This window comes from Saccharothrix sp. AJ9571 (assembly GCF_021725495.1).
In the GTDB taxonomy this organism is placed as follows: Bacteria; Actinomycetota; Actinomycetes; order Mycobacteriales; family Pseudonocardiaceae; genus Amycolatopsis; species Amycolatopsis magusensis.
The window spans coordinates 7,749,742-7,776,054 of the sequence record NZ_CP091382.1 but is presented as its reverse complement, the minus strand read 5'-3'; the positions used below and the strand labels follow the sequence as shown (position 1 = coordinate 7,776,054).

Below are 26,313 nucleotides of genomic sequence, written 5' to 3'. Positions count from 1 at the left end.
CACCGAGTTCCTACCTTTTCCTGTCCCGATTCCCGTGTAGCGCGGCGACCCGTTCAGCGAGAATCATCACGTCGGAATGCGGAAGGAACTGAATGACCTGCACCGTGCTGATCGCCGAGGACGACCGCGCGATTCGCGAGTCGCTCGCTCGCGCGCTGGAACTCGAAGGCTATTCCGTCGTCGATGTCGACGACGGGGTGCAAGCGGTGACCCGCGTGCGCAGGCAGAAGTTCGACGTCCTCATCCTGGACGTGCTGATGCCCGGTCTCGACGGGCTCGGGGTGGTCCGGCTCCTGCGTGCGGAGGGGGACCGGGTGCCGGTGCTGATGCTCACGGCGAGGGTCGAGACCTCCGACCGGGTCGCGGGTCTCGACGCGGGCGCGGACGACTACCTGCCGAAACCCTTCGAACTCGACGAGCTCCTGGCCCGCCTGCGTGCGCTGCTCCGCCGGGCCGCGCCGCCGGGCGACACCGGCGAGCGCGCGGTGTCCGTCGGGTCGCTCCGGCTCGATCCGGCCGGACGGCGCGCGTGGTGGGCGGCGACCGAATTGAATCTGACGAAGACCGAATTCGACCTACTGGAACTGCTCATGCGCAACGAAGGTGTCGTGCTCGACCATTCGACGGTCTACGAACGGATCTGGGGTTTCGATTTCGGCGGGGATTCGAAGAACCTGGCCGTCTACGTCGGCTACCTGCGGCGCAAACTGGCCGCGGCGGGCGCCGTGTCCGTGATCCACACGGTGCGCGGCGTCGGCTACGCGGTGCGGCACCCGTGAACCTCGGAACCCGGCTCACCCTCGCTTTCGCCGTCGTCGCCGCGGTCGTCGCGGGAATGGTCGGCGTGCTCGGTTTCCGTTCCGCGGTCGAGCGCGTCACCGGCGAGGTGGACCGCGGTCTGCGGACAGCCGCCGCCGCGGTCATCGGTAGTGAAAATGGGGAACAGTTGTTGCTGCCGCTGAGCGCGCAGCGGATCGAACCCGGCGGCGGTGTCACGCCGCTGGGCGGGCGCACCTTCCCCGTCAGCGACGCCGACCGCGCACTCGCCGCCGGGGCCGAACGCGGTGCCACGAGCACCACCGAGGTGAACGTGGGGTTCGACAGCTACCGGGTGCTGACCACGTCACTGGGAGCCGGGCGCGGCGCGGTGCAGGTGGGCATCGACATCAACCAGTCGCGGGAGGTGCTGAGCGGCCTGGCCAAGGAGATCACCGTGCTCGCCCTGCTCGTGAGCGCGATCGCCGCGGGTCTCGGCTGGGCGCTGGCACGCCGGATCACGCGACGGCTGGTGCGGCTGACCGCGATCGCCGAGGACGTCAGCGCCACCGCGATCGGCACCGGCCAGGTCCCGGTGGAAGGACGGGACGAGGTGGCACGGCTGTCGTCGTCGTTCAACACCATGCTGCGCAGGCTGGCGGAGACCCGGGAAGCACAGGAAAGCCTGATCCAGGACGTCGCGCACGAACTGCGCACCCCTCTCACGAGCTTGCGCACCAACGCGAGCGTGCTTCGCCGCCTGGATCGACTCGGGCCGGAATCGCGCGAGCGGCTGCTCGCCGACGTCGATGGCGAGACGCGGGAACTGTCCCATCTGGTCGACGAGCTGATCGCCCTGGCGCTCGCGCGGGGGAGTGACGAGGAGGAGACCGACGTCGAACTCGCCGACGTCGTCCACGCTGCGGTCACCCGGGCACGGCGACGGACCGAACGAGAGATCAGCGTCGAGATCGACCAGATGCGAGTACGCGGACAGCGACTCGCCCTGGAACGCGCTGTCGGCAACCTGCTGGAGAACGCGGCGAAATTCGACGCCGACGGGAGCGCGCCGATCGAGGTCGAAGTCCGCGCGGGCACGATCGCGGTGTCGGACCGCGGCCCCGGTCTTCGCGCCGACGACCTCGGCCGGATCTTCGACCGCTTCTACCGCGCGGACACCTCACGCGCACTACCTGGTTCGGGTCTCGGCCTGGCCATCGTCGCGGGCGTCGCCGAAGCCCACGACGGCGCGCCTTTCGCCAGAAACCGGCCTGGGGGAGGCGCGACGATCGGGTTCACCATCGGCCCGGCCCGCCTCCTGCCCGCTTACTGACGCCCGCCGGCCGCGCGCTCGGTCACCTCCGACTCGAACCGCGCGCCGATGCGATCCCAGATGTCCAGCGACCGGCGGAAAGCGGCAGCCTCACCGCTGAACCTGCCCCGCGCCCGAGCGACGCACGCGGCCGCCCAGTCGTTCTCCTCGGCCGTGCGTTCCGCCTGCTCCAGCCACTTCTCCGCGTCGGGCAGCTGCGCCAGCACCGCCAGCTCCGCACCTGCCGCGTTCGCGTACGCGCGGTACCAAGGTTGCGCGAACTCCTGAAAAGCGTTGCGCACCAGCCGGTCCGCGTCGGTCGAATGTCCGGTGTGGACGGCCAGCCGGGCTTCCACGAACGCTGTGGTGGCCGCGAGACTCCTCGAGCGCGGGTCGGTGTGGCCGGCGAACTCCAGCGTGCGTGCCCGCCAGAGCCCGTGGTCGCCACGCAGGCCGGTCGCCAGCTCCAGCACCTGCACCGACGGCGCGAGCCACGCCAGGAGCGGGGCCCCCGCGGCACGCCACTCGGCGAACGCCCGCTCGCCGAGTTCGACGGCCTCGTCGAACCGGCCGGACAGCGTGAGCGGCGCCAGGTACTTGAGCAGCGACACGAACGGGTAGTCGCCGTTGACCGGGTCCTGTTCGGTGGCGCGATCGGCGATGGTCAGTGCTCCCGGCAGGTCGCCCACCGCCACCGCGCACACCGAAGCGGAGTGGAACAGGTCGAACATCTCGATGCCGTCGGCCGGTCGGTGCCGGATGAGCACGGGCAGCAGGTCCAGCCGCTCACGGGCGATGCGGTAGGCCTCGCGCAGGCGGCCCTGGCGCGCGGCGGCCGAGTTCGCGCTGTCCAGGGCCCCTTGCAGCAGCGCCGGATCGCCCGCGTCGTGCGCGGCCTCGATGGCCGCAGCCGGGTCGGCCCCGGCCTGCCAGGCCCGTGCGGTGGCGAGTACCGCCGCGTGCTCACGGTCCTCGACCGGAATCCGTTCGGCACGCGCCAGCAGTTCCGCGCGGCGGGCCGAGGACACTTTGTGGCGGAAGTCCCCGACGAAGCGGGTCGCGAGGGTCACCGCCAACGCCAGCATCACGGCCCGGTCGCGTTCGTTGCCCGCGCTGCCGGCGCCGGAGAGCAGCAGCTCGAACGCGTCGTCGCCGTCGGCCAGCGACTGCGCGGCCTCCGAGGCGCTGCGCAGATCCCGCACGGCGTCGGCGGGCGCGGTGGCCCGCTCGGCCGCGGCGCGGTAGTGCGCGCGGGACTCGACGAACGAGCCTCGGGCGAACGTGAGGTGGGCGAGTGCCCGGCCCAGCCGGTGCGCCACGGGATCCGGCTGCTCGCCGGTCCTGGCGAGCGCCGCCCGCAGATCGTCGACCACTTCGTCGTAGCGGTCGTCCTCGTCGAGCCGGGTTTCCAGCTCCACGGCGACCCGGCTCGCCCACTCCAGGTGCGCGCGCAGCACCTCGTCGCGTTCCTCGTCATCGGCGAAGTGCTCCAGCGCGAACGCCCGGACCGTCTCCAGCAGCCGGTACCGCGTGCGGTCGGTGCCGCGCCGCACCACCAGGCTCTTCTCCACCAACCGGCCGAGCAGGTGCGCCACCGTGCTCGGCTGCTCGCGCGGCGAGACGGCTGCCGCGGCGTCGAGGTCGAAGCCCGCGGCGAACACCGCGAGCCGCCGGAACAACGCGCGTTCCGCGGGTTCCAGCAGGTCGTAGCTCCACCCGAGCACGTCGCTCAGCGAGTGGTGCCGTGCCTCGCCGCCGCGGGCGCCGACCACCGCCCGCAGCCGGTCGCCGAGTGCGGTGAGCAGCCCGTCGACGCCGATGGCGGCGGCTCGCGCTGCGGCCAGCTCGATGGCCAGCGGCAGCCCGTCGAGCCGTGCACACGCTTCGGTGACCAGTGCGGGAGCGGCGGCGAACGTGCGGTCGACACCACGAGCACGGTCGAGGAACAGGGTTTCGGCGGCCGAGCCGAGCGGCAGCGGCGGCACCGCGTGCGCTTCCTCGCCCATGACGCCGAGACGCTCCCGGCTGGTCGCCAGGATCCGGACCTGCCCGCCCACGCGCAACAGGGCCTCGACAAGACCGCCGACGTCGTCGAGCACGTGCTCGCAGTTGTCCAGCACCAGCAGCATCGCCCGGCTGCGCACCCGGTCGGCCACGCTGTCGAGCAGGGGCCGTGGCGGGCGTTCGGTGACGCCGAGCGCGGTGGCCGCGGCGGCCACCACCTGCCCGGGCGGCACCGGCACGAGGTCGAGGTACACCACACCGGCCGGGAACCGCGGGGCGACCGCGGCGGCCGCCGTCACGGCGAGCCGGGTCTTGCCCACCCCGCCCGGCCCGGTCAGGGTCACCAACCGGCTGCCGTCCAACGCCGTCCGCACGGCCTCAAGTTCCCCGGTTCGGCCGACGAAACTGGTCCGGGCCTCCGGCAGCACCGCGTCCTCGGCCCGTGCACCGACTTCGGCCGCCTCGGCGGCGAGCGCGGCCAGCCGGCGGCGGTCGCTCGCGCCGCACTTGCGCAGCAGCGCCGACACGTGGCTTTCCACCGTGCGGGCCGAGATGTGCAGCCGGCCGGCGATCTGCGCGTTCGTCAGGTGCTCGCCGACGGCCGCGAGCACCTCGGCCTCCCTGGCCGAGATCTCTCCCCATGGCAGCGCACCCATCCGCACATGATTCCGTACCCGATCCGTGGTGGGTACGGATGCCCGCGGGTGGTCGCGTGGCGCAGGCTCTGTCCCAGCGGACAAGTCGCCCACCAGGAGGAACACCATGCGACGCATCATCAACTCGACCTACATCTCGCTCGACGGCGTGATCGAGACCCCGCACCACTGGCCCTCCAGCGGCCCCGACGGCGGCAAAGGTGAGGCTGTACAGACCGAACTGCTGCTCTCGTGCGACGCGCTCGTCATGGGCAGGCACACCTACGACGGCTTCGCCCCCGTGTGGCCGACCCGGTCGGGCGACCCGGCGAGCGACCACATCAACGCCATGGCCAAGTACGTGGTGTCCTCGACCCTCACCGACCCGGAGTGGAACAACACGACCGTCATCGACGCGGACCCGGTGGCCGCGATCGAGAAGCTCAAGAACGAGCCGGGGAAGAACATCGTCCAGTACGGCTTCGGGCAGCTCACGCACGCGCTGCTGGAACACGGCCTGCTCGACGAGATCCACCTGTGGTTCCACCCGCTGCTCGTCCGCCGGGGCGGCCCGCAGGACCTGCTGTTCCGCGAAGGCACCCTGACCCAGCTCGAACTGGACACCGTGACCAAGCTCGACTCGGGCATCGTCATCCTGGGCTACCAGGTCCGCTGATGGACTACCGCCGGTTCGTCAGAAGACTCGACGCTTTCACCGCCCCGACGGAGTTGCGTCACGGCGACCTGGTCGCCCGGGCCATCACCCGTGCCGACCTGGCCGACGACGTGACGGGCATCAACGCGAGCCTGGCCCTCATCCGGCGAACCCGGGGCGGCGCCTGGCCGGCGGAGGCGGTCACCGAGGAATACAACTACGTCGACCTGGTGTGGCACGAAGCCGAATTCCGCGACGGCGGCTCGTACACCTACGTCCTGCGCGATCCCGCGGGCGGCTACCTGGGCTGCTGCTACCTGTATCCGATGGGAGGCCGCACGAAGCTCACGGAAGCCCTGCTGGACCACGACGTGGACGTGAGCTGGTGGGTGACGCCGAGCGCGTACGAGCGCGGGTACTACACGAAGACCCACTCGGCGCTGAAACACTGGCTGGCCCACGACTTCCCGTTCCGCGAGCCGTACTTCTCCAACAAGCAACTCCCCGGGTGATCGGTGTCAGCATCGGCAGGCTCTTCAGCCGGCCAGGTAACCGCCCGTGGCATCGAGGTCCTGGCCGACGAGGGCGCTGGAGTCGGCCGAGGCGAGGAACATGACGACGGCGGCCATCTCCTCGGCCCGCACGATTCGCTTGATCGGGTAGTCCTGGGCGATCTGCTCGTACGTCAGGCCGAACGCTTCGGCCGCTCTGCGCAGCATCGGCGTGTCGACCGCACCGGGCGCGAACGCGTTCACCCGGATGTTGTCGGCCGCGTACTCGAGCCCCGCGACCTTCGTGAGCGAGGCGACGGAATGCTTGCTGGCGTTGTAGGGCGCGATGGTGGTGAATCCGACCTCGGACGACAGCGACGCCGTGTTCACGATGACGCCACCGCCCTGCGCGAGCATCCGGGGTAGCTCGTACTTCATCGCGAGGAACACTCCGGCCACGTTCGTCTGCCACACGGCCGCCATGTCGGCGAGCGTCTGCTCGTGCAGCCGGGCCGCGCGCGGGCTCTCGATCCCGGCGTTGTTGACGGCGATGTCGAGCCGCCCGTACCGCCGCACACACGCGTCGATGAGGTCTCGTACCTGCGATTCGTCCCGCACGTCGGCTCGCCGGTAGGTCGCGTCACCTCCGGCCGCGCGGATACCGGCGGCGACCTGGCCGCCGAGTTGTTCCCTGCGTCCGCAGAAGAACACCTTGGCCCCTTCTCCCGCGAACGCCCGCGCGGTCGCCTCCCCGATCCCCGAGGTGGCGCCGGTGATGAGCACGACCTGACCGGCGAAGCGCCCCCGCGGGGCGGCGCCGGCGGTTCCGGCGGTCAGCGCGGTCGCGGCAACCGCGCCCGCACCGGTGGTCAGCATCTGTCTGCGCGTCGGCATTCCTGCTCCTTCACTCGCCCCTGGCCGAGAAGCGTTCTTCCGCTCGGCCCCGCCAAGCCAAGCAGCGTCACCTCACCGCTGGCCAATACCCGTGGCCATGCGTTCCAGGCATGGGCGGTAGCTCAGCTGGTGCCTTACAGCCGGGATTTCAGGACGGCGATCTCGGGCCACGGGTCGAAGCCGTGTTCGGTCAGCCAGCGGACTCCCCGCAGGCTTCGCAGCGACCACCACGCGCGGATCACGTCGAGGTCGACGTCGGTGCCGTAGCCGGTGATGACGTCGTCGAGGCGTTCTTCGTGTCCGAGCGTCAAGGTGGCGAGGTCGTACAGGGCGTCGCCCGGGGCTGCCTCTGACCAGTCGAGCACGCCGGTGACCTCGTCACCGTCGACGAACACGTGGGTGAGTTGCAGGTCGCCGTGGGTGAACGCCGGTGTCCACGCCCGGATCGCGGCCTCTGCGACCTCCCGGTTGCGCGTGACCAGGTCGGCGGGCAGGACGCCGTTGCCGATGAGCCATTCGCATTCGCCGTCGAGGTGTGAGGCGATCTCGTCGGGGCTCTTGCCGGGCCAGGGTGGCAGCGGTGCGTCGTGCAGGCTCCGTGCGGCGGCACCCGCCGCGGCCCACGCCGCCGGCGGTGCGGTCGACGGCTCCCCGAGGCGGCCGAGCGCCGTGCCCGGGAGGGCGGCGAGCGCGAGCACGGGCGGCTTGCGCCACAGCACTTCCGGAGTCGGGACCGGCGCCAGGGCCATCGCCTCGACCTCGAGGTCGGTGCGCGCCTGATCGCCGTCGATCTTCAGGAACACTTCGCCGGCACGCAGAGTCGCGCGCTCGTGATGGGCGACGACGACCTCGACTTCCTCCATATCGGTGATTATCACGGAGAGGGAAAGCGATTCGGCCTGAGGAGTCCGGTCTACTGCTGACCCAGCTGGAAGTCCGCGACTCGGATGGGAGATGGGGTGGTTCCGGTGGAGCGTTGCTGGTAGAGCACGGAAAGTACGCCTTCGCTTGCCACGCGGGTGTGGTCGACGTTGACCTCGCCGAAGACGTTCATGCCGGGGCGGTCGAAGACGAGGGTCCAGTCGGTCCAGCCGCTGGCCTTGGAGGCGGTGACGATCCGGGCGAACGGCATGATCAGGTAGAGGTTGTCATCGCGGTCGAAGACGATGCGGGTGCGGCCCGTGGCGTTGGGCTGGATCGGAACCTCGCGCTTGGTCCACGACCCGTCCGGGGTGCGGAACACGTGGAACGCGCGGCCCCAGCGGGTGCGGTCGGCGGCGTAGCCGGTGACGCACTGGGTGAACCGGCCGGGAACGTAGCTGATCACCGCGTGCGGTGCGCCTGCGCTGTCGACGGCCTGGCTTTCCTGGTTCATCAAGCCGTGGTTGGGGTCGAGCGGGTCGACCACGAGGTCCGGCGACACCGCGACGGGCGAGCCGCCGGTGGTGCCGGCGATCTGACCGGTGTTGCGGCGCCAGGTGCGGCCCCGGTCGTCGCTGTAGACGTAGCCGGTGTCGTGGTTGGTCAGCCCGCCCGGATTGCACAGCACCCCGGAACTGCCCTCGCGCCAGGTGAACGTGGCGTGCAGCCGCCCGTCCTGGCCGTAGGTCAGACCGTGCAGGTACATGTTGCGGGTCGTACTGCTCACGCCGTTCGGCGCGGTCCACGAGCCGGTGGCCGATGACCACCTGCCGAGCTTGCGCCACGTCGTGCCGTCGTACTCGGCGAGTTCGTTGGTGCCGTTGCCGGAGCGCCCGGTGCGGTAGCTCAGTTGCAGCCGCTTTTCCGGCGTGACGACGAACTGCGGGTAGCTGATCCCGCCGAGGTCCACTCCGTCCAGCGTGCGCTGCACCGGACCGAACCGGGCGGGGGACCAGGCACGCGACGCGGGCGCCGACACCAGGCCGGCTTCGGACTTGACGTAGAACACCGGAGTGTCGTGGACGTCCATGGCCACGTGCAGGCGCCCGTCGGCGGGGGAGATGCCGAGCGAGATGACGTTGTGCGAGTCGTTGACGGTCAGCGCGTGCGGCAGGACCGCCTTCTCCCACGCCCCGGCAGGCAACTGGCGCCGGGCGACCACGGCGCCGCGGTTCTCGGTGTACCAGGCGGTGTACTGGTAGCCGGCGTGGGTGAGGATCGCCTCCGACTGGTAGGACTGGTTGTTCACCAGCCCGTCGTAGGACACGAAGTACAGCGCCGCCGGGTCGAGCTGGGTGTCCCGCAGCAGTGTCACGCCTGGGCCCCCGCGTTCGGCCTCGGCAGCCACCGGGGAAACCAGTGCGAGGCAGGTGATCAACAGGATCAACGTGCGGAGCATGAGCGGACCCCTTCGCGCGGCCTACGCTTCTTCGCTTGCGCCGGGAAAGCGCTTTCCCAGCAGACTAGCGAAATGGGGGCTCGATGTCACGAATGTGGCTTTCGGGGCGAAATCCGCCCCCAAAGCCACATTCGTGACATGAGCCCAGCCACCCGGCGGGGCTTTCACGGCTCGGTGTCAGGTGCCGGACGAACCCGGGGCCACCAGGCCGGATTCGTAGGCGAGGATGACCAGCTGCGCGCGGTCGCGGGCGTGGAGTTTGGTCATGGCCCGGTTGATGTGGGTTTTGGCGGTCAGCGGGCTGATCACCATGCGGGCGGCGATCTGGTCGGTGGTCAGGCCCTGCGCGACCAGTGCGACGGCCTCGCGTTCGCGGTTGGTCAGGTGATCGAGCCCGATGGGGGCACGAGGTGGCTGCGTGACGTACCGGTCGATCAGTTTGCGGGTGATCGATGGTGCGAGCAGCGCGTCGCCGCGGGCGGCGACGCGGACGGCGTGCAGGAAGTCCTCGGGCTGGATGTCCTTGACGAGAAAGCCTGTGGCGCCGGCGCGCAGCGCGTCGAAGACGTACTCGTCCAGGCCGTAGTTGGTCAGGATGACCACGCGCACGCCGGTCAGGGCCGGGTCGGCAGTGATGCGGCGGGTGGCTTCGATGCCGTCGACGACCGGCATCTGGATGTCGACGAGCGCGATGTCGGGCAGGTGCTGCTCGGCCAGCGCCACGGCCTGACCGCCGTCGGCGGCCTCGGCCACCACGTCGATGTCGTCTTCGATGTCGAGCAGGGCGCGGAAGCCGCTGCGGATGAGTGGCTGGTCGTCGGCCAGCAGGACCCGGATCACGTGCGGTCCACGGGGAGTTCGGCGTGGACGGTGAAGCCGCCTTCGCCGCGGGGTGCGGCCCGCAGCCGCCCGCCGAGCGCGGTGACCCGTTCGCGCATGCCGAGCAGCCCGACGCCCGGCACCGGGTCGCTGTCCGGGGTGGCGGTGCCGTTGTCGTCGACCCGGATGACGAGCGTGCCGGGCTGGTGGTCGATGCGGACCGAGGCGGTGGTGGCACCGGCGTGCCGGGCGATGTTGGTCAGTGCTTCCTGGACGATCCGGTAGCCGGTCCGCTCGGTCGCCGCAGGCACGCCGCCGCGTTGTCCTTCGATGGTCAGCGTCGCGTCCAGTCCGGCTGCTGTGGCGCGCCGCACCAGATCGTGGATGTCGTCCAGCCCGTGCGGCAGATTCTTTTCGTCGTCGCGCAACGCTTCCAGGGTCGCCCGCAGTTCTCGTGCCGCTTCCCGGCCCGCGTCCCGGATCGCCAGTAACGCCTCAGGCACCGGTTCACCGCGTTTGCCTGCCAGGTGGACGGCGACTTCGGCTTGCAGCTTGATGACGGAGATCTGGTGGGTGAGTGAGTCGTGCAGTTCCCGGGCGATGTGCAGCCGTTCCTCGTCGGCACTGCGGCGCGCGGCTTCCGCGCGGGTGCGCTCGGCCTCTTCCGCTCGGCGCTCGGCCTGCCGCAGTGCTTCACCCGCCGCACCGGCGGCGACCAGCCATGCCAGCTGGAGTACGTCACGGGAGTGCGTGAACGCTTCGCCCACGGCCAGATCACCTGGCGCGGCCAGGATCGCGAGCGGGAGGGCCAACAGCATGAGCACCGCGCTGGCCACCGTGGCGACGCGGTGTCCCGCCCGGACCGCGGCGTACACCGCGACGAGGTAGGCGAGCGCGGGTACGTCGACACCGACGGCCTGGTACCCCAGTGCGCACGATGCGGTGACGGCCAGGACGGGAACCGGAGCCCGGCGCGAGGCGGCCAGCGCCAGACCACTGAGCACCACCAGTGCGTAGCCCAGCGGGGCGAGGCTCGAGGCGGGGTGCTGCCCGTACAGCCCGGCGGCGAGCAGGGTCGCCGAGACCGCGACGGCGATCGCCCCGTGTCCGAGCCCGTCCGGTCGCCTGCGCATGGGTGCACCGTAGCCGGACGCGCGCCCGGGCGAGTCCTGCGCACGAAGGATCAGCGAACTACCGCGGACGCGGTACTCCCGCGGTTGGTGCGACGTGCGCGGCAGTGCGGATTGCCTTCCTCCGCTGGATGCCCCGCGGCGGGTCCGGCGGACATGCTCGGCCGACATCCAGTCGAGAAGGAGCACCCATGTCCATCCACTCAGCTGTCCTCTTCGGACTGGCCGAACCGGCCGCCGTCGACGCCTACACCCTGACCGCCGGGCGGTTCTGGGCCACCTCGGCCGCGTTGCTGGGGCTGGCCGGTGTGATCATCGGCGGGCTGGCACGGGCCCGAGTCGCGCGGAAGTCAGCCTGGGTGGCCTCGGCCACGGGCCTGATCGCCCTGACCGGCGGCGTGCTGAACCTGGCCACTGCGGACGGTGGTCCCGGCACCGGCAACGGTGTGGTCGGTGGCGCCTTGGCCGTGGGACTGGGGTTGCTCGCGCTCGTCCTCGGCGGGCTGGCGCTGGCCGCAACCACCGTCATCGCGGAGCGCGGGTCGTCGAGCTGAGGAGCGGGTATGCGGCGGCGAGCGTTCAGCACTCGGATGTCCGGCGTTCCCCGCTCGGTGACCGGCGGACAGCCCCGCCTGAGGAGGTCTGTCACCCGGTCGGGGAGCGCCAGGTGACTGTGCCGGTTTGGCCGGGGCCGGTGCGGGAAGCCCGTGGGCATGGTGAGCATCGGGTACTTCCTGTCGTGCGAGGAGTTCGGTCCGCGGGAGCTGGTCGAGCAGGCCCAGCGGGCCGAAGCGGCCGGGTTCGAGCGGCTGTGGATCTCCGATCACTTCCACCCCTGGCTGGACGAGCAGGGCCAGAGCCCGTTCGTCTGGTCGGTGATCGGCGCGCTGAGCCAGGTGACGTCGCTGCCGATCACCACGGCCGTCACCTGCCCGCTGGTGCGGCTGCACCCCGCGGTGGTCGCGCAGGCGGCCGCGACCGCGGCTGTCCAGTGCCGCGGTGGCTTCACCCTGGGCGTGGGCACCGGTGAGGCGCTCAACGAGCACGTCACCGGCCAGCCGTGGCCCACGCCGCCCGTCCGGCTGGAGATGCTCGAAGAGGCGATCGAGGTGATCCGCGCGCTGCACACGGGCAAGCTGACCAGCCACCGGGGCAAGCACTACACGGTCGAGAACGCCCGTATCTACACCCGCCCCGAGCAGCCGGTGCCGATCTACGTCTCGGCCTTCGGCCCGATCGCCACCAAGCTCGCCGCCCGGGTGGGGGACGGCTTCTGCACGGTGGCCCCGGACGCCGACGCGGTGGCGCTGTACCGCCGGGAAGGCGGCGGCGACCGGCCGGTGCAGGGCGGGATGAAGGTCTGCTGGGCACCGTCCGAAGCGGACGGTGTCCGCACGGCACACCGCTTGTGGCGCAACGAACTGCTCCCGGGCAAGCTCCCCTCGACGTTGCCGAACCCGGACGACTTCACCGACGCGGCCGAGCTGGTGACCGAGGACATGGTGCGTGGCCAGTTCGCCTGCGGCCCGGATCCGCAGGCACACCTGGAGAAGGTGCGTGCCTTCGGCGACGCCGGGTTCGACGAGGTGTACGTCCAGCAGATCGGCCCCGACCAGGAGGGCTTCTTCGACGCCTGGAAGACCGACGTCCTCCCGCACCTGTGACAGCTCAGTCCAGCGTGATGGTGACCTTGATGTCGTCCGGTTCGGTGGTGAAGGCGTCGCCGAACCGGTCGAGGGGGACCCGCCTGGTGATCAGTTGCCGGAGCCAGGTGGTGTCGGCCTCGGCCAGTGCGCCGGCGGCCTGCCGGTAGTGGCGCAGGTTGGCGTTGACCGAGCCGATGACCACGTCGTTCTCCAGGACGAGGTCGCGGTTGAGGGCACCGGCGTCCACTGAAAGGCCGCGTCCGGCGGGGGAGACGCCGGTGAGGCAGACGATGCCGTAGGCGGCGGTGCCGGACATCGCGTCGAACACCACCGACGGGGCGCCGGTGGCTTCGATGACCACCTCCGGGTTGATCCGCGCCGCGACGTCGCTGGCGGACCCGTGGTGGTATTCGGCGCCCAGGGCCTTCACCGCATCGGGTTTGGCGCCGGTGGCGACCTGGTCGAGCACGTGGACCTCGAGCCCCTGCTGCGTGCCGAGCAGCGCCGCGAGCAGCCCGATCGGTCCCGCGCCGGTCACCAGTACCCGCCGCGGCTCGAACCAGCTGCGTTGCCCGACCAGCCGGATCTGTTCCCAGGCCTTGGCGACCACCGTGGTGGGTTCGGTCAGCACACCGACCTCACGCAGCCCGGGATCGAGCCGGACGGCGTAGTCGGCCTCCACGCACCACAGCCGGCTGGCGAAGCCGTCGAGTTCCTTGATCCCTCGTTCGGTGTAGCGGCCGTTGCGGCACATGTCGAACTCACCGCGTGCGCAGGCGCCGCAGGGCACCGGGTCCGGGCGCCGGACGACCGCGGCCACCAGGTCACCTTCGGAGAAATCGCTGTCCCGCGGCGCGTGGCGCACCCGGCCAAGGGACTCGTGCCCGAGCACCAGCCGCTCCCGGCCGGGCGGAGCCCAGCCGTACTCACCGCCGGCGATCTCCTTGTCCGTGCCGCACACCCCGACCTCCAGGCCCTCGACCAGCAACTCGCCGGGACCCGGCTCGGGTTCGGGGAGGTCGGACAGGGCCAGGCTGTTCTTCTGGCCGGGGCACACGGTCAGCGCATCCATGCCCGGTGATTACCCGCTCGGCCCATCGGCACACCGCGACCGAACAGGGGTCCGCGTCCGTGCTCGTTCGGACCGTTTCGCTTGATCTTCCGGGCTAGAGTGGCCTGCGGACTGGTCGCGTGAACGGGGGATGGATGTCGCCGCGGGTGGGGGAAGACTTCGGTGGGTTCCGCATCGACGGGGTGCTCGGCCGCGGCGGCATGGGGGTGGTCTACCGCGCCTGGCAGCACCGCATGCGGCGGCCGGTGGCGCTGAAGGTGCTGCCGCCCGAGTACGCCGAGGACCCGGTCTACCGCGAGCGGTTCGGCCGCGAGGCGGCCGCGCTGGCCATGCTCGACTCCCCGCACGTGGTGGCCATCCACGACCACGGCGAGGTGGACGGCTGCCTGTACCTGGCCATGCAGCTGGTCGACGGGCCGGATCTGACCCGCGTGCTCGAAGCCGGGCCGATGGACCCGGCCCGCGCGCTGGCGGTGGTGGACCAGGTGGTCTCCGCGCTCGGTGACGCGCACGCGATCGGCGTGGTGCACCGGGATGTCAAGGCGGGCAACGTACTGCTGCGACCTCGCGCCGAGCACCACGACGAGGACTTCGCGTACCTGTGCGACTTCGGCATCGCCCGGTCGGCCGGGGTCGACCGCACCTCGGAGACCAGCGGGGTGATCGGCACCGTGGGTTACATGGCGCCCGAACGCCTGCACGGAGCGCCCGCCACCGCGGCTTCGGACGTCTACGCCGTCGGCTGCCTGCTCTGGGTGATGCTGACCGGCGACCTGCCCTACCGGGGTAGCCAGCCGGAGGTGATCGTCGCGCACGACCGGGCGCCGATCCCGCAGCTGCTGGTCGAGGACCAGCGGACCGCGTCGGTCAACGCCCTGCTCCGGGCGTTGCTGGCGAAGGATCCGGCCGACCGGCCGAGCGTGCGTGAAGCGCGCGACCGTATCCGCGCGATCCGCGCCGATGCTCCTTCGCGTGCCGACGCCGCCCCCGAGCGGCCGGTCCGGCGTCGCCGCTGGTGGCCCGCCGCGGTGGCGGGCGTGGCCTTGGTGGCCGCCATCGGTGTCACCGCGACGATCCTGCTCTCCTCGGGCGCGTCGGCCACCGACCGCGTCGCCCTCAGCACGCCGGCCGGGCTCAGCTGCGAGCCGGTCTCCCCGGCGGACGAGGACGTGCGCGCGCAGGTCGTCTGCCGGCCCGGTGGCGAGGTCGGTGAACTCCGCATCGCCGCGCTCGACGACACCGACGCGGCCACCGGCTACCTGCGCACCGCCGCGGGCGCGGACCCGGCAGGGCTCACCGATGGCCGGTGCCCGGACGACCTGCCCGCCAAGCAGTCCTGGTCGCGGGACGGCCGCGGGGGTCTGCTCGTCTGCACGGTGCTGGGCACGACCACGCGCTTCGCCTGGACCGACGAGCGGCAGGCGACGGTTTCCGTGCTCGACGGCCGGGTCGGCACGCCTTACCCGGCCGATCTCCGTGCGGTGGAAGACTTCTTCGCCGGGCTCCGGTTCGGCTGACGCGTCAGGTCGCCCCTCGTTCCCAGCGCTGGGCCAGCGCGTCCGGGGAGGATCCGGGCGCGCCGAAGAACAGGCCGTAGACCAGCCGGGCGTCGTCGTCGAAGTAGATCGTCGGGCTGAAGTCGTCGGCGGTGACGAACCGGATGAACTGGCCGACGGTCGGCCCGCCCAGCCGGTTCCAGGTGCGCACTTCGACACTGCCGGGGACCACCCCGCCGTCCGCGGCGTTCTCCGCGCGCAGGCTGGTCAGGGCCGCGCGGTCCGCGGCGGTGCTGAACACCAGCATCGCGCCGTCGGCCGTCGGGCACTTGACCGTCTCCGCGGTGCCGGTGGTGGCGGGCACCGTGACGCACTTCGCGGACGGCTCGTTGATCACGTGCGACTGCGCGAAGTCCCACAACGCGCCGGAGGCGAACGCGGCACCCGGCACGTCCGGGCGCTTCAGCACCCCGAACTGCCGGGTGTCGTAGAACTCCGCCAGCGCCGGGAGCCCGGTCTTCGGCGCGACGAGCGTGGCGCTGACCGGGCGCGGGCTGTCGACGTCCCAGTAGACCGTGGATTCGCCCGAAGGCAGTTCCCGCATCGCGAAGGCCGCGTTCGGCCCGGAACTCGCGGCCGAGCGCACCGCGGTGGGGTCTTCGGCGAGCTTGCGGGACTCGGCGAGTCGTCCCGCCACGTCGTAGGTGACCAAGGTGAGCGAATGCAGTCCGGCGTCGCAGCCGACCCGTTCCAGCTCACCGGGTTCCGCGGGCTGCTGCGCGCAGCGGACCGCGCCGTCGAGCAGGCGGGCGCCGAGCGCACGATAGCGGCTTTCCACCTGGTCGAGCGCGTACCGGTCGGGTGGCGGCGCGGCGGGCTGAGCCTGGTTCTGGACGAATACCACCACACCCGCCGCGACCGCGGCCACCACCAGGACCACGGCCCCGGTGATCAGCCACGTTCGGCGGCGGCGCGAGGGCAGCTCGCGGGTCGGCGGCCGCTGCTGCGGACCGCTCCAGGTCAGCCGCCTTTCCGAGGCCGTCGGATCCAGCGAAGGCGCCGCGGTCCGCGTGTCCTGGGTGTTGCCCAGTTCTCGTGTGCGGCTTGGATCGCCGACCGCGGCGACGAGCGCGTCGATTTCGGCCGGTGTCAGGGCAGTCGCCGACTGGTTCAGCGCGGAACGCAGGGCGACGGGATCGGTGAGCGCGTGCCGCCCGAAGCGGCGCACGACTTCGGCGAGGCGGGGATCGCTGTACTGGTCCATCACGCGTCCGGATCGGCCCAGAACGCCCGCAGCGCCTGTTGCTCGCTGGTGCTCGCCTGCATGTACACGGCCACCCCCGTGGCGTCTTCGTCGAAGTAGAGCCGGGCGAGGCCCTCTTCCGGCTCCAGGAAACGGATCCGCGTGCCGTCGCCGTCGCGCGGCGTGCCCACCGGGATGCCCGCGCGCATCCCGGGCTGACCGGGCACGTACTCCCACCGCAAGGAGCGGATCGAGCCGGGACGCGCGCCGTCGTTGTCGGTCAGCAGCACTTGGCGCAGGGCGTCGAGCTGACCGGGGTCGAGCAGCTTGCGGAAGCTGGCGATGATGCCCGAGCCCAGTTCGCAGGTGACGCTCTCCTGGACACCGACGCCCGCTTCGGCGGTCTCGCAGCGAACGCCGGCGTTACCGAGGTACGGCTTGGCCGCGGCGAGCAACTGTGGATCGGTGAAGGCGGCGCTCGGATCGGGAAGTTCCGGCGGGGCTGGGGATTCGGACGTCGGCACCGCAGCGGTGGACAGCGGGACGGTGGTGGACGGCGCGACCGGTGGCCCGTCGGCGTTGTTCTCCCCGTCGCCGCTGAGGGCGAGCGTCACGCCGGTGGTGGCGAGCGCCGCCACCACCACGGCGACCCCGGCCACCACGGCGATCCGCTTGCCGCGCCGTGGTTTCTCGCTGGTCAGCACGGTGGTCGGCGCTTCGGCGGCCGGCGTTTCACGGGGGAGATAACCCAGCGCCGCACCGAGTTGGCCGCACGCCCATTCCGCGCCACTGCCACCACCGCAGGCCGCTACCGCTTCCCGTAGCGCGTCGGCCGGGCTTCCCGCGTTCTCCAGTACGGCGCGCATCCGGTCGGGCGCACCGGCGGCCGCCGCGGCGGCGAGTGCGCCGATTTCGGCCTCCTCCGGTGGAACGGGAAGGCTGCGCAGCGCGCCGGTGAGAACGAGCGGGTCGGAGAGCGCGGCACGGCCATGCCGGTCGGCTACCTCTTCGAGTGCGGTCAAGGTGCTCATGGCGGACAGTAGATCGCACCGCGCTTCAAGTTCGCTTCAACCCGTGGCCGGGGACCTGGAATGATCGTCGCCGTGGTGGTGGAGGTGCGCTTGCTCGGGCCGGTCGAGCTGGTCGTCGACGGCGTACCCGCGACGCCGGGCGGACCGCGGCCGCGCGCGGTGCTCGCGGTGCTGGCCGCCTCCGGCGGAGCCCCGGTGAGCGCCGATCGGCTGGCCGAAGCGGTGTACTCCGACACCGGCCGTCCCGCCGCCCGCGCCACCGTTCAGGTCCACGTGCACCACCTGCGGCAAACCCTGGGCGCGTACGGGAGCGCGCTGCGGCACGGACCGGGTGGGTACCAGCTGACCGGGGTCCGTGCCGACGTCCGGGCGGTCGAGGACGCGATCGGCCGGGCGCGGGCCGCCGACCAGGCACGAGACGTCACGGCCGCCGCGGCCGGTTACCGGCGGGCGCTCGAGCTGTGGCGCGGGCCGTTCTGCGCCGATCTGCCCGATCACGCCGCGCTCGATCCCGCGCGCCGCCTCTACGCCGAAATGCGCTGGGAGGCGCTGGAAGCGCGGATCGCCGCCGACCTGCGCGCGGACGGTGCTCCCGGGCTGGTGCGGGAGCTGGAGGGCCTGGTCGCGGAACAGCCGTTGCGCGAGCGGTTCTGGGGTCAGCTGATGGTGGCGTTGTACCGGGAAGGGCGCCAAGCCGAAGCGCTGGAGCGGTACCGGCAGGCGCGGCAGGTGCTGGCCGAGGAGGCGGGCGTCGATCCGGGACCGGCGTTGCGCGAACTGGAACGCGCCGTGCTCGCCCACGCCGGAACGGCCACCCTGCTGCGCGTGGCCGCACCCGGCGCGGAGCCCTCCGGCAGACCGCTGCTGACCTGGGTCGATGGCACGGGCCGGGCGCGGCAGCGGGAGTTGCCCGTGACGGGCCGCCTGGTCATCGGCCGGGACGAGAGCGCCGACATCGCCCTGCGGCACGACGGCGCCGTGTCCCGCAGCCACGCCGCAATCACCCCAGGAACGGGCGGGCTGGTGTTGACGGACCTGGGCTCTCGCAACGGAACCTTCCACAACGGCGAACGGGTCGGGGAACCGGCCGCGCTGGTGGTCGGCGACCTCGTGCGCTGCGGCAACACCGTGCTCGCGGTGACGACCGGCGTGTCGGTCAGCGCCATCGACGGAACCACCCGTTCCTGACCCCGGATCCCGGGAGGGTGTCAAGGGGTCGATCGGACCACACCGTCCGCGAGCCACCTCCGATACGTTCGGCAAAAAGTTTTCTGATGGGGGAGCAGGACCATGACCGTGCAAGCGGAGCAGGTGCCGCGGGCCGTGCCCAAGCGGCTGAAAACGTTCGGCGACGGGACCCCTTACGTCGAGGCCGGATTCTGGCGGACATTCCTGGCCTGGCTGGTCGACATCGCGGTGTCCCTGCTCTGCGCCGGGGTCGGCGTCGTCGTACTGGCCCTTGTGGACCGCACGGCGAACCTCGGCGGCGGGGTGCTGGTGCTGTGCATGGTGGCGATCCTGGTGCTGGTTCCGTTGCTGTACGGCGGTTTGTGCTACCGCGGCGGCCGCGCGCTCGGCGCGGTGCTCGCCGGGACCCGGCTCGTGCGCGTCGCGGACGGTGGCCGGCTCGGCGCCAAGGCCCCGTGGGCCATGCTGATCCGGACGATCTTGCTGCCGCTGCTCGTGTTCGCCCTGATCGCGGCCGTGTTCGGTGGCAGCGGTGGCGCGCCGGGCGGTTCGACGATCCGGGTCAGCGTGGACGTCCGCGCCACCGCCCGGCTCCGCTGATGGGCAAGCGCTGGGAACGCCGCAGGCGCCGGCTCGTGCACCGGTTGTCCGAAGCAGGACCGGTCGGCGGCGCGCTCGCCGTACTGCTCAGCTTGGGAAAGGCGCGGAACTCGGACTGCGAGGACGCGTTCGCCGAGACAGCGCTCGCCGTCGACGGGGTGGTGTCGGCCGAGTTCGCCTGCAGCGACATGTTCGGCGGTGGCTGGCAACGGGGCAAGGTGGTCCTGCGGGCTTCGTCGCGCGAGGAGGCGATTCGCATCGTGAACGCGCTGTTGCCGGCGTTCGCCGCCGAGCCGCGCCTGGAACCCCGGTGGTCGACGCCGCAGCAGTACCGGAGCGAGGACGGGTCGATCGTGGTGGGCGCGGGGGCCGCCGGGTTCTCTGGCGTGCCGAACATTCGTGAACTGCGCGACCGCTACGGGAAGGACCGGCCTCGGTGAGGCGAACGTGGTGGCTGCCCGCCGTGGTGGTGGGATTGGTGGTGCCCGTCTCGGGGTGTTCGGCCGACCGGTGCGAGGAGGCGTTCACCGCGGTGACGATGTCGGTCGACGGCGTGGCCTCCGCGACGTGGGACTGCAGTGACCAGTTCGGTGGTGGCTGGCAACGCGGTGACGTGGTGATCGAGGCGGACAGCGAAGGCAAGGCCATCGAGGTGATGGACGCGATCCTGAGGGCCTACGCCGCGTCGCCGGACCTCGAGGACCGCTGGTCGGTGCCGCAGAAGTTCAAAACGGGGGACCCGTCGATCATCGTCAGCGCGGGCGATCTGGGGTTCAACGGTCCGCCCAATCTCCGTGAGGTGCGCGAGCACTACGGCATCACCCCCGGCTGACCGGTGATCCACGAAGCACGGTAAAACGAAACGAGCGGGCGGCGTGCGCTGCCCGGAGAGCAGGCGGTATGAGTGGCATTGGCAAGTGGAACCTGGGTATCGGCGCCGTCCTGCTGGGCGTGGCCGTGCTGTGCTCGGTGCTGGACCTGATCCCGGCCTCGGTGATCACCGGCATCCTGGGGCTGATCGGGATCGGCGTCGCAGGCTACGACGTGCTCTACAACTGGACCGAGCGGCTTCAACTGCGCCGCCGGGGAGCCAAGGCTCGCAGGGAAAGCGAAGGCCGCTGAACGGCCCCACTCACCCCCGCCGGGGCGTGGTGCCTGCCCGGGTAGCCCTATATCTCCAGCCGACGGTGGTGGGCGACCTGGTCCAGGACGTCGACGACCTCGCGGGAGACGACCTCCAGCTGGCTGCGGCTGCCGATGATCGGCCTGGGGTAAGGAGCGCTCGGATCCGGGTCGGGCTCGCCGCGGGACCGGAGGATGTCCCGCGCGATCGCGTGCAGCATCTCGGGCGTGCCCTGCGGCTCGCCGTTCACGAGCACCACCAGGTCGCACTCCAGGGAGTTGATCCCCCGCCCGAGCCGGATCGCCAAGCTGCACACGGTCTGCCCCGCGGCGACCTCCACGGTGAATGATCGGTGGCGCGGGCCCGGAAATCGGGATCCCCGCGAGACTTCGGCCCCGGCCGACCGGTAGGCATGGAGGAACTCGCTCGTGGGAAGCGGGGCGAACGCGCCACTCGCGGTCAGCAGTGAGTCGTCCTCGTAGGTGCCCGCCGCTTCCGCGGACCAGTCGCGCCGGGCATCGCACCAGCGGTACCACTTCGCCGCGAAATCCGTGCGTGCCAGTGCGCGAGCCTGGACAGAGAGCGCGGGGCCCGGATCGGGGTCGGCATTCACGGTCAGTCCGTCAGCTCGGTGCGCACGGCCTGCCACTGCTCCCAGCACTGTTCGGGGTCGAGGTCGGGGTATCCGCGCTGTTCCGCCATCGCCCCGGCCAGCGACACCGGCACGCGGATGCAGGTCGCCCCGTCACGGATGCCGAGGACCTCTTCTTCCGTGAGAGGAGCGCCCTTCGAGCGTTCCGCGGCCAGCAGCACCGCGACCAAGGCGGGTGAGAACTCGATGACGAGTTCGTCCTCTTCGGACCTGTCCATGTCCGGATGCTAGACGACCCGCGGACGCCACGGGTGGTCTTCGGTCATGATCGCCGGTAGATCGCGATGGAGTGGCCGACTTCGTCGATCGGTGTGCTGGTGCCGAGCAGCGCGGCCAGTCGGTCATTCGCCTTGGCGGCGGCGGAATGGGACACGACGAGCAGGCCCCGCACCTCGCCCGGGGGCGTGGTGAGCGGGTCGGCGGCGTCGATGCCGTAGTGGGCGGGCAGGCCGCTGCCCTTGTAGACGAGCCAGATCCGCTCGCCGGGATAGCGCTGCTCCAGGCGATCCGCGAGCCTGCCGAGGTCCTGGCCCCAGTCGGCGTTCGAGTCGTGCAGGCGCAGATGGGTTTTCGACGGACCGCCGAAGGCTTCGTTGGAGTAGGGCAGGTAGTACGGGAACGTCCACAGTGAACTGGACGCGGCGAAGACGAGCAGGAGCGCGGTCGCGACGTGTGCCCACCGCCGGCGGACGGCGACCACTCCGGCCGCCGCGACGGCCAGGAACATCGGGACGAAGATCGCGTACCGCACGCCGAGGTCGCGGGCACCGGTCATCGCCGCGGTCAGCAGGACGGCCGTGGGAACGAGCACATAGGGCGACGCCGGGCGAAGCCGGGGAACGGACACCAGCACGACGGCACCGGCCAGCCAGAGCGCCAGCATGCCCAGCGGTGTCTTCACCAGCAGCGCGGCGGGCAGGTAGTACCAAAGCGAACCGAGGTAGTGCGTGCCGAACAGGAACCCGCCCCAGACCTGGTCCTCGAACCGGAACTGGACGCGCATGCCGTCCCGGTACGGCTCGGGCAAGGGCAGCCAGTCGACGAGCGCGCGAAGGCCGTGGGCGGCTGGCAGGTCCGCCGGGGCTTCCCAGTGCAGCCGCGGATCCACGGCGAAATAGGCGGCCCACACCACGGCGACGGCGATCACCGACATGACGGCGACGAGCCCGAAGAGCCGGCCCGATGGGAGGTCGTGTGTGCGGCGGTTGTCCCAGATGGACAGTGCGGCCAGGAGCAACAGCACCGGAACGGCGGCCAGGGTGCTCATCTTCGTGGCCAGGGCCGCACCGAGGGCAAGCCCGGCGAGAGGCAGGCACAAGGCGGGACGGCGCCGGGCCCGCCACAGCAGCCAGACCGACGTCAGCAGGAAACCGGCGGCCGGCACGTCGAGCGTGGCCAGCGATCCGTGCGCGATGAGGTCGGGGGAGAACGTGTACAAGGCGAGTGCCACCAGCCCGCCGACCGGGCCGCTCAGCTCCCGGGCGAAGGCGAAGACGACCAGGCCGAAGAGCAGCGTCAGCACGACCACCGGCAGCCGCGCCAGGAGCAACAGCCGTCCTGGATCGTTGCCCGCTTCGTAGAGCACGTGCCTGCCGAGCTGTGTCTGGTCACCGTCGAAGGCGGGATCGAGGCGCGCGTCGGAGAAGGCCAGACCGGCCGCGATGATCAGCTTGCCCAGCGGGGGGTGCTCCGGGTTGTACCGCAGGCTGTGCTGCTCCAGGTAGACCACGGCCGTGCCCGCGTAGACCGGCTCGTCGATGGTCGGCGTCTGCTCCACGGCGGCCGTGATCATCGCGACCGCCATCTGGACGAGGAGCACGACCACGACGAGCACGAGCCACCACCGCCGTCGTGCACTCGCTGTCGGCGCAAGATCCTCCGGGACGGCCTCTCCCGTGCTCGGCGACCGGCTCAAGGGGAGCGGCAAACCGGATTCCCTTCCTCGTGCGGGAACGAAGTCTGCCACTGTCTACGGCTTGACCGGTGGTCCGGTTCAGCGTCTCCACCCGACTGCCGAGCAGATCCGGACGGCCGCTCGCCGACCTCTGTCCGGACCTCCTCGGCGGATTCGGTGCACTACGCGGTCACGGGCTCACGCTGGACTTGCTGGCCGGTGTTCCGATGCCCGCGGTGAGGGCGAGAGCGGCTGCTTCGCCGCGAGAGGTGACGTCGAGTTTCTGCAGTACGCCGGTGACGTGGAATTTCACGGTGCTTTCGGTGATACCGAGTTCTGCGGCGATGGCTTTGTTGCGCATTCCTTGCGCGAGCAGGGCGAGGACTTCGTGTTCCCGGCGGTTCAAAGTGGTCAGCCGCGATTCGCTGGAGGGGTCGGCCGGGGGATCGAGCGGCAGCGAGATGGTGACCCGGCTGCCCCAGCCGGGTGCGGCGTCGAGGTCGAGGGTCGCGCCCAGGGTGTGGGCCCGGCCCTGCAGCTGCCGCCGGAGCGTCGTCATGTCGACGTCGCCGGAGCCCTGGTCGCGGACGTCGACGAGCAGGGACGCGTGGTCGCTCGTCCAGGCGATCCGCAGGCGTGCCAACGTGGTCTGGGCGGTGAACGCCAGAACAGCGGTCCGCGTCATCGCGCGCGCGGCGTGGGCCACCTCGCCGGGCAGCGGACGCCCGGTTCCGGAGGGGGCCACGAATTCGATGTGCGCGTCGTGGTGGCGCAGCATCGGCCCGATGTCCTTGCGCAGGCGGGTGAACGCGGCTCGTGGGGCCTCTTCGGACAAAGCCTGATCGGACTTCTGCGCGGTCCGCAGATCGAGCAGTGCGGCGGACGCCGAGTCGGCCGCGGCGAGGCGGGCGCGGCTGTCGTCGAGGCCGGTCGAGCGCAGCGGGGTCAGGATCGCGACGAGCGCGGCTTCGTGGGCGGCCGCCAGTTCAGCGATCGTGCGCTCTCGTTCGCTCGAGGCCGCGCGGGATTCGGCGAGGTAGTCCGGGCTGGCCTGTGCCACCTGCTGCCGGATGGACGTCGCGACCAGTCCGAAGATCGCGGACAGCAGTGCGGGCTCGGGGAAGCGACGGCCTGCGGTGCGCGGGACCAGGACCAGCAGCAGGTCGGCGGCATCGCGCACCACCCAGACCGTGCGGGACGCGCCGGCGATCGAGGCGGTCGTGCTGAGCGGGTGCCCCGGGCCGACGGTGGCCTTGAGCGCCTCGAGTTCGGCGATGGTGACCTTGTTGAGCATCTGCGTGGCGCCGGCGACCTTGCGCGGGCGCCCGGTGCACTCCCGGGTGAAGATGACCAGAGCGGTGTGCGGCCAGCGCTCGGCCAGGAACCGCGACAGGCGGCGGGCGATCTCGTGCAGCGGGCCGTCGATGACCTCTCGCAGCGAGGTGAGCTCGACTTCGGGGGAGGTGGGCATCCCAGGCAGCTTAACTGGCCGGAGGTCGAGGTTTTACTGGCCTGACGACCAGGCCGCGAGCACGGTCCGGCGGGTTACCGTCACGGACGGCATGCATCGACGTGCATGCTTCTCCGCCGAACGAAGGATGAACCCCATGCCACAGCAGGTCCGCGGTGTGATCGCGCGGTCGAAGGGCGCTCCGGTCGAGCTCACCGACATCGTGGTGCCCGATCCCGGACCGGGCGAGGTCGTCGTCGCGGTCGCCGCGTGCGGGGTGTGCCACACCGATCTGACCTACCGCGAGGGCGGCATCAACGACGAATTCCCGTTCCTGCTGGGCCACGAGGCCGCGGGCACGGTCGAAAGCGTCGGCGAGGGTGTCGAGTCGGTGGCGCCGGGCGACTTCGTCGTCCTGAACTGGCGCGCGGTGTGCGGGCAGTGCCGAGCCTGCAAGCGTGGCCGCCCGCAGTACTGCTTCGACACCTTCAACGCCGGTCAGAAGATGACCCTGCTCGACGGCACCGAGCTGACCCCGGCACTGGGCATCGGCGCCTTCGCCGACAAGACCCTCGTGCACGCCGGGCAGTGCACCAAGGTGGATCCGGCCGTCGACCCGGCGGTCGCGGGACTCCTCGGCTGCGGCGTGATGGCCGGGCTGGGCGCGGCGGTCAACACCGGCGCGGTGGGGCGTGGCGACTCGGTGGCGGTCATCGGCTGCGGCGGGGTCGGTGACGCCGCCATCGCCGGTGCGCGCCTGGCCGGCGCGTCGACGATCATCGCGGTGGACCGCGACGCCAAGAAGCTCGAATGGGCCGTCGAACTGGGCGCCACGCACACGGTGGACGCGACCGGCGCCGATGTCGTCGAGGCGGTGGCCGGGCTGACCGGCGGCTTCGGCGCCGACGTGGTCATCGACGCGGTCGGCCGCCCCGAGACCTGGAAACAGGCGTTCTACGCACGCGACCTCGCGGGCACGGTCGTGCTCGTCGGCGTGCCGACCCCGGACATGCGGCTGGAGATGCCGCTGCTCGACTTCTTCTCCCGCGGCGGCGCGCTGAAGTCGTCCTGGTACGGCGACTGCCTCCCCGAGCGCGACTTCCCGGTGCTGGTCGACCTGCACCTGCAGGGCCGGTTGCCGCTGGACAAGTTCGTCACCGAGCGCATCGGCCTCGACGATGTGGAGAAGGCTTTCCACACGATGCACGCCGGTGAAGTGCTGCGCTCGGTGGTGGTCTGGTGAGCGGCGAGCTGAGGATCGAGCGCGTCGTCACCACCGGAGTGTTCGCCCTCGACGGTGGCACCTGGGACGTGGACAACAACGTCTGGCTCGTCGGTGACGACGACGAGGTGGTGATCATCGACGCCGCCCACGACGACGCCGCGATCACCGGCGCGGTCGGCGGGCGCACCGTGGTCGCGGTGGTGTGCACGCACGGCCACAACGACCACGTTACCGTCGCGCCCCGACTCGGCAAGGACCTGGACGCGCCCGTGCTGCTGCACCCCGGTGACCAGGAACTATGGGAGATGACCCACCCCGGGCAGGCCTTCTGGAAGACCGGCGACGGCGAGCGGATCGCGGTGGCGGGCACCGAACTCGAGGTGATCCACACCCCGGGGCACTCGCCCGGCTCGATCTGCCTGCACCTGCCGGAGGCGAAGGCGTTGTTCTCCGGCGACACGTTGTTCTCCGGCGGTCCCGGCGCCACCGGCCGGTCGTTCTCCGACTTCCCGACCATCATCGGCTCGATCCGGGACCGGGTGCTCAAGCTGCCCGAGGAGACCCGTGTCCACACCGGACACGGGGACGCCACCACGGTCGGCACCGAGGCACCGCACCTGTCCGACTGGATCGCGCGCGGGTACTGACGGGGTCTCGGTGATGACAGGGCCCGGCGT

The 26,313-nt window shown here is 71.3% G+C and carries 27 protein-coding genes; 14 read left to right on the top strand and 13 right to left on the bottom strand.

Annotation, left to right across the window (positions count from 1 at the left end; all coding sequences use genetic code 11):
- The first annotated feature begins 92 nt into the window (after positions 1–92).
- Together L3Q67_RS34980 and L3Q67_RS34975 are read left to right on the top strand one after the other, a co-directional pair.
- Entirely contained in the window at positions 93–779 is a 687-nt protein-coding gene (locus L3Q67_RS34980) for a response regulator transcription factor (protein WP_499185689.1), read from the top strand.
- A complete protein-coding gene (locus tag L3Q67_RS34975; protein ID WP_499185688.1) occupies positions 776–2,089 on the top strand; it encodes a HAMP domain-containing sensor histidine kinase in 1,314 nt (437 codons plus the stop codon). The genes L3Q67_RS34980 and L3Q67_RS34975 overlap by 4 nt, the downstream gene beginning before the upstream one ends.
- Here L3Q67_RS34975 and L3Q67_RS34970 read toward each other — a convergent pair.
- The gene (locus L3Q67_RS34970) at positions 2,083–4,728 is read right to left on the bottom strand and encodes an ATP-binding protein (RefSeq protein WP_499185687.1); all 2,646 of its coding nucleotides are present in this window, start codon (positions 4,726–4,728) and stop codon (positions 2,083–2,085) included. The two genes, L3Q67_RS34975 and L3Q67_RS34970, sit on opposite strands and share 7 nt — an antisense overlap.
- Positions 4,729–4,834: 106 nt before the next feature.
- Between L3Q67_RS34970 and L3Q67_RS34965 the strand changes: the two genes are divergently transcribed.
- Positions 4,835–5,383 (top strand): dihydrofolate reductase family protein, encoded by a 549-nt coding sequence (locus L3Q67_RS34965; protein WP_499185686.1) that lies wholly within the window; start codon positions 4,835–4,837, stop codon positions 5,381–5,383.
- Positions 5,383–5,874: a GNAT family protein gene (locus L3Q67_RS34960; RefSeq protein ID WP_499185685.1), complete on the top strand. Its 492-nt coding sequence runs from the start codon at positions 5,383–5,385 to the stop codon at positions 5,872–5,874. The genes L3Q67_RS34965 and L3Q67_RS34960 overlap by 1 nt, the downstream gene beginning before the upstream one ends.
- 24 nt (positions 5,875–5,898) lie before the next feature.
- Here the strand turns inward: L3Q67_RS34960 and L3Q67_RS34955 are convergent, their stop codons facing one another.
- The 5 genes from L3Q67_RS34955 to L3Q67_RS34935 form a co-directional block, all read right to left on the bottom strand.
- On the bottom strand, positions 5,899–6,747 hold the full coding sequence (locus L3Q67_RS34955; protein ID WP_499185684.1) for an SDR family NAD(P)-dependent oxidoreductase: 849 nt from the start codon (positions 6,745–6,747) through the stop codon (positions 5,899–5,901).
- Positions 6,748–6,881: 134 nt separating this feature from the next.
- On the bottom strand, positions 6,882–7,610 hold the full coding sequence (locus L3Q67_RS34950; RefSeq protein WP_499185683.1) for a phosphotransferase family protein: 729 nt from the start codon (positions 7,608–7,610) through the stop codon (positions 6,882–6,884).
- Between the two features lie 50 nt (positions 7,611–7,660).
- Entirely contained in the window at positions 7,661–9,067 is a 1,407-nt protein-coding gene (locus tag L3Q67_RS34945) for a BNR repeat-containing protein (RefSeq protein WP_499185682.1), read from the bottom strand.
- 177 nt (positions 9,068–9,244) lie between these two features.
- Positions 9,245–9,907: a transcriptional regulator gene (locus tag L3Q67_RS34940; RefSeq protein ID WP_499185681.1), complete on the bottom strand. Its 663-nt coding sequence runs from the start codon at positions 9,905–9,907 to the stop codon at positions 9,245–9,247.
- Entirely contained in the window at positions 9,904–11,019 is a 1,116-nt protein-coding gene (locus L3Q67_RS34935) for a sensor histidine kinase (protein ID WP_499185680.1), read from the bottom strand. The genes L3Q67_RS34940 and L3Q67_RS34935 overlap by 4 nt, the downstream gene beginning before the upstream one ends.
- 188 nt (positions 11,020–11,207) lie before the next feature.
- Here L3Q67_RS34935 and L3Q67_RS34930 point away from each other — a divergent pair, with 188 nt between their 5' ends.
- On the top strand, positions 11,208–11,570 hold the full coding sequence (locus L3Q67_RS34930) for a DUF6223 family protein (RefSeq protein ID WP_499185679.1): 363 nt from the start codon (positions 11,208–11,210) through the stop codon (positions 11,568–11,570).
- Positions 11,571–11,729: 159 nt separating this feature from the next.
- Complete coding sequence (locus L3Q67_RS34925) at positions 11,730–12,680, top strand: LLM class oxidoreductase (RefSeq protein WP_499185678.1); 951 nt, start codon at positions 11,730–11,732, stop codon at positions 12,678–12,680.
- Positions 12,681–12,684: 4 nt separating this feature from the next.
- Here the strand turns inward: L3Q67_RS34925 and L3Q67_RS34920 are convergent, their stop codons facing one another.
- Complete coding sequence (locus L3Q67_RS34920; protein ID WP_499185677.1) at positions 12,685–13,734, bottom strand: glucose 1-dehydrogenase; 1,050 nt, start codon at positions 13,732–13,734, stop codon at positions 12,685–12,687.
- A gap of 134 nt (positions 13,735–13,868) precedes the next feature.
- Here L3Q67_RS34920 and L3Q67_RS34915 point away from each other — a divergent pair, with 134 nt between their 5' ends.
- Positions 13,869–15,251 carry a serine/threonine-protein kinase gene (locus L3Q67_RS34915; RefSeq protein WP_499185676.1) on the top strand — a complete coding sequence of 461 codons (1,383 nt, stop codon included), beginning with the start codon at positions 13,869–13,871 and terminating at the stop codon, positions 15,249–15,251.
- A gap of 4 nt (positions 15,252–15,255) precedes the next feature.
- Here L3Q67_RS34915 and L3Q67_RS34910 read toward each other — a convergent pair whose 3' ends face one another.
- Together L3Q67_RS34910 and L3Q67_RS34905 are read right to left on the bottom strand one after the other, a co-directional pair.
- Positions 15,256–16,494 carry a hypothetical protein gene (locus L3Q67_RS34910; protein ID WP_499185675.1) on the bottom strand — a complete coding sequence of 413 codons (1,239 nt, stop codon included), beginning with the start codon at positions 16,492–16,494 and terminating at the stop codon, positions 15,256–15,258.
- Entirely contained in the window at positions 16,494–17,504 is a 1,011-nt protein-coding gene (locus L3Q67_RS34905) for a hypothetical protein (protein ID WP_499185674.1), read from the bottom strand. Before L3Q67_RS34905 ends, L3Q67_RS34910 begins: the two co-directional genes overlap by 1 nt.
- Positions 17,505–17,564: 60 nt before the next feature.
- Here L3Q67_RS34905 and L3Q67_RS34900 point away from each other — a divergent pair, with 60 nt between their 5' ends.
- From L3Q67_RS34900 to L3Q67_RS34880, 5 genes are all read left to right on the top strand, one after another.
- The gene (locus L3Q67_RS34900) at positions 17,565–18,692 is read left to right on the top strand and encodes a BTAD domain-containing putative transcriptional regulator (protein WP_499185673.1); all 1,128 of its coding nucleotides are present in this window, start codon (positions 17,565–17,567) and stop codon (positions 18,690–18,692) included.
- A gap of 102 nt (positions 18,693–18,794) precedes the next feature.
- Positions 18,795–19,292, top strand: a complete 498-nt coding sequence (locus L3Q67_RS34895; protein WP_499185672.1) for an RDD family protein — start codon at positions 18,795–18,797, stop codon at positions 19,290–19,292.
- Positions 19,292–19,732, top strand: coding sequence for a hypothetical protein (locus L3Q67_RS34890; RefSeq protein ID WP_499185671.1), 441 nt, complete (start codon positions 19,292–19,294; stop codon positions 19,730–19,732). Before L3Q67_RS34895 ends, L3Q67_RS34890 begins: the two co-directional genes overlap by 1 nt.
- Positions 19,729–20,124 (top strand): hypothetical protein, encoded by a 396-nt coding sequence (locus L3Q67_RS34885; protein WP_499185670.1) that lies wholly within the window; start codon positions 19,729–19,731, stop codon positions 20,122–20,124. Before L3Q67_RS34890 ends, L3Q67_RS34885 begins: the two co-directional genes overlap by 4 nt.
- Before the next feature lie 68 nt (positions 20,125–20,192).
- Positions 20,193–20,414, top strand: a complete 222-nt coding sequence (locus L3Q67_RS34880; protein ID WP_499185669.1) for a hypothetical protein — start codon at positions 20,193–20,195, stop codon at positions 20,412–20,414.
- A gap of 47 nt (positions 20,415–20,461) precedes the next feature.
- Here L3Q67_RS34880 and L3Q67_RS34875 read toward each other — a convergent pair whose 3' ends face one another.
- The 4 genes from L3Q67_RS34875 to L3Q67_RS34860 all read right to left on the bottom strand — a co-directional run bounded on the left by L3Q67_RS34875 (position 20,462) and on the right by L3Q67_RS34860 (position 24,432).
- Entirely contained in the window at positions 20,462–21,028 is a 567-nt protein-coding gene (locus tag L3Q67_RS34875) for a hypothetical protein (RefSeq protein ID WP_499185668.1), read from the bottom strand.
- A gap of 2 nt (positions 21,029–21,030) precedes the next feature.
- On the bottom strand, positions 21,031–21,285 hold the full coding sequence (locus L3Q67_RS34870) for a hypothetical protein (RefSeq protein ID WP_499185667.1): 255 nt from the start codon (positions 21,283–21,285) through the stop codon (positions 21,031–21,033).
- A gap of 44 nt (positions 21,286–21,329) precedes the next feature.
- A complete protein-coding gene (locus L3Q67_RS34865; protein ID WP_499185666.1) occupies positions 21,330–22,901 on the bottom strand; it encodes a phospholipid carrier-dependent glycosyltransferase in 1,572 nt (523 codons plus the stop codon).
- Positions 22,902–23,151: 250 nt separating this feature from the next.
- Positions 23,152–24,432 (bottom strand): helix-turn-helix transcriptional regulator, encoded by a 1,281-nt coding sequence (locus L3Q67_RS34860; protein ID WP_499185665.1) that lies wholly within the window; start codon positions 24,430–24,432, stop codon positions 23,152–23,154.
- 136 nt (positions 24,433–24,568) lie between these two features.
- On the opposite strand from L3Q67_RS34860, the gene L3Q67_RS34855 reads away from it, so the two are divergent.
- Both L3Q67_RS34855 and L3Q67_RS34850 read left to right on the top strand, forming a co-directional pair.
- The gene (locus L3Q67_RS34855; RefSeq protein WP_499185664.1) at positions 24,569–25,654 is read left to right on the top strand and encodes an S-(hydroxymethyl)mycothiol dehydrogenase; all 1,086 of its coding nucleotides are present in this window, start codon (positions 24,569–24,571) and stop codon (positions 25,652–25,654) included.
- Positions 25,651–26,283 carry an MBL fold metallo-hydrolase gene (locus L3Q67_RS34850; protein ID WP_499185663.1) on the top strand — a complete coding sequence of 211 codons (633 nt, stop codon included), beginning with the start codon at positions 25,651–25,653 and terminating at the stop codon, positions 26,281–26,283. The genes L3Q67_RS34855 and L3Q67_RS34850 overlap by 4 nt, the downstream gene beginning before the upstream one ends.
- Positions 26,284–26,313 lie beyond the last annotated feature (30 nt).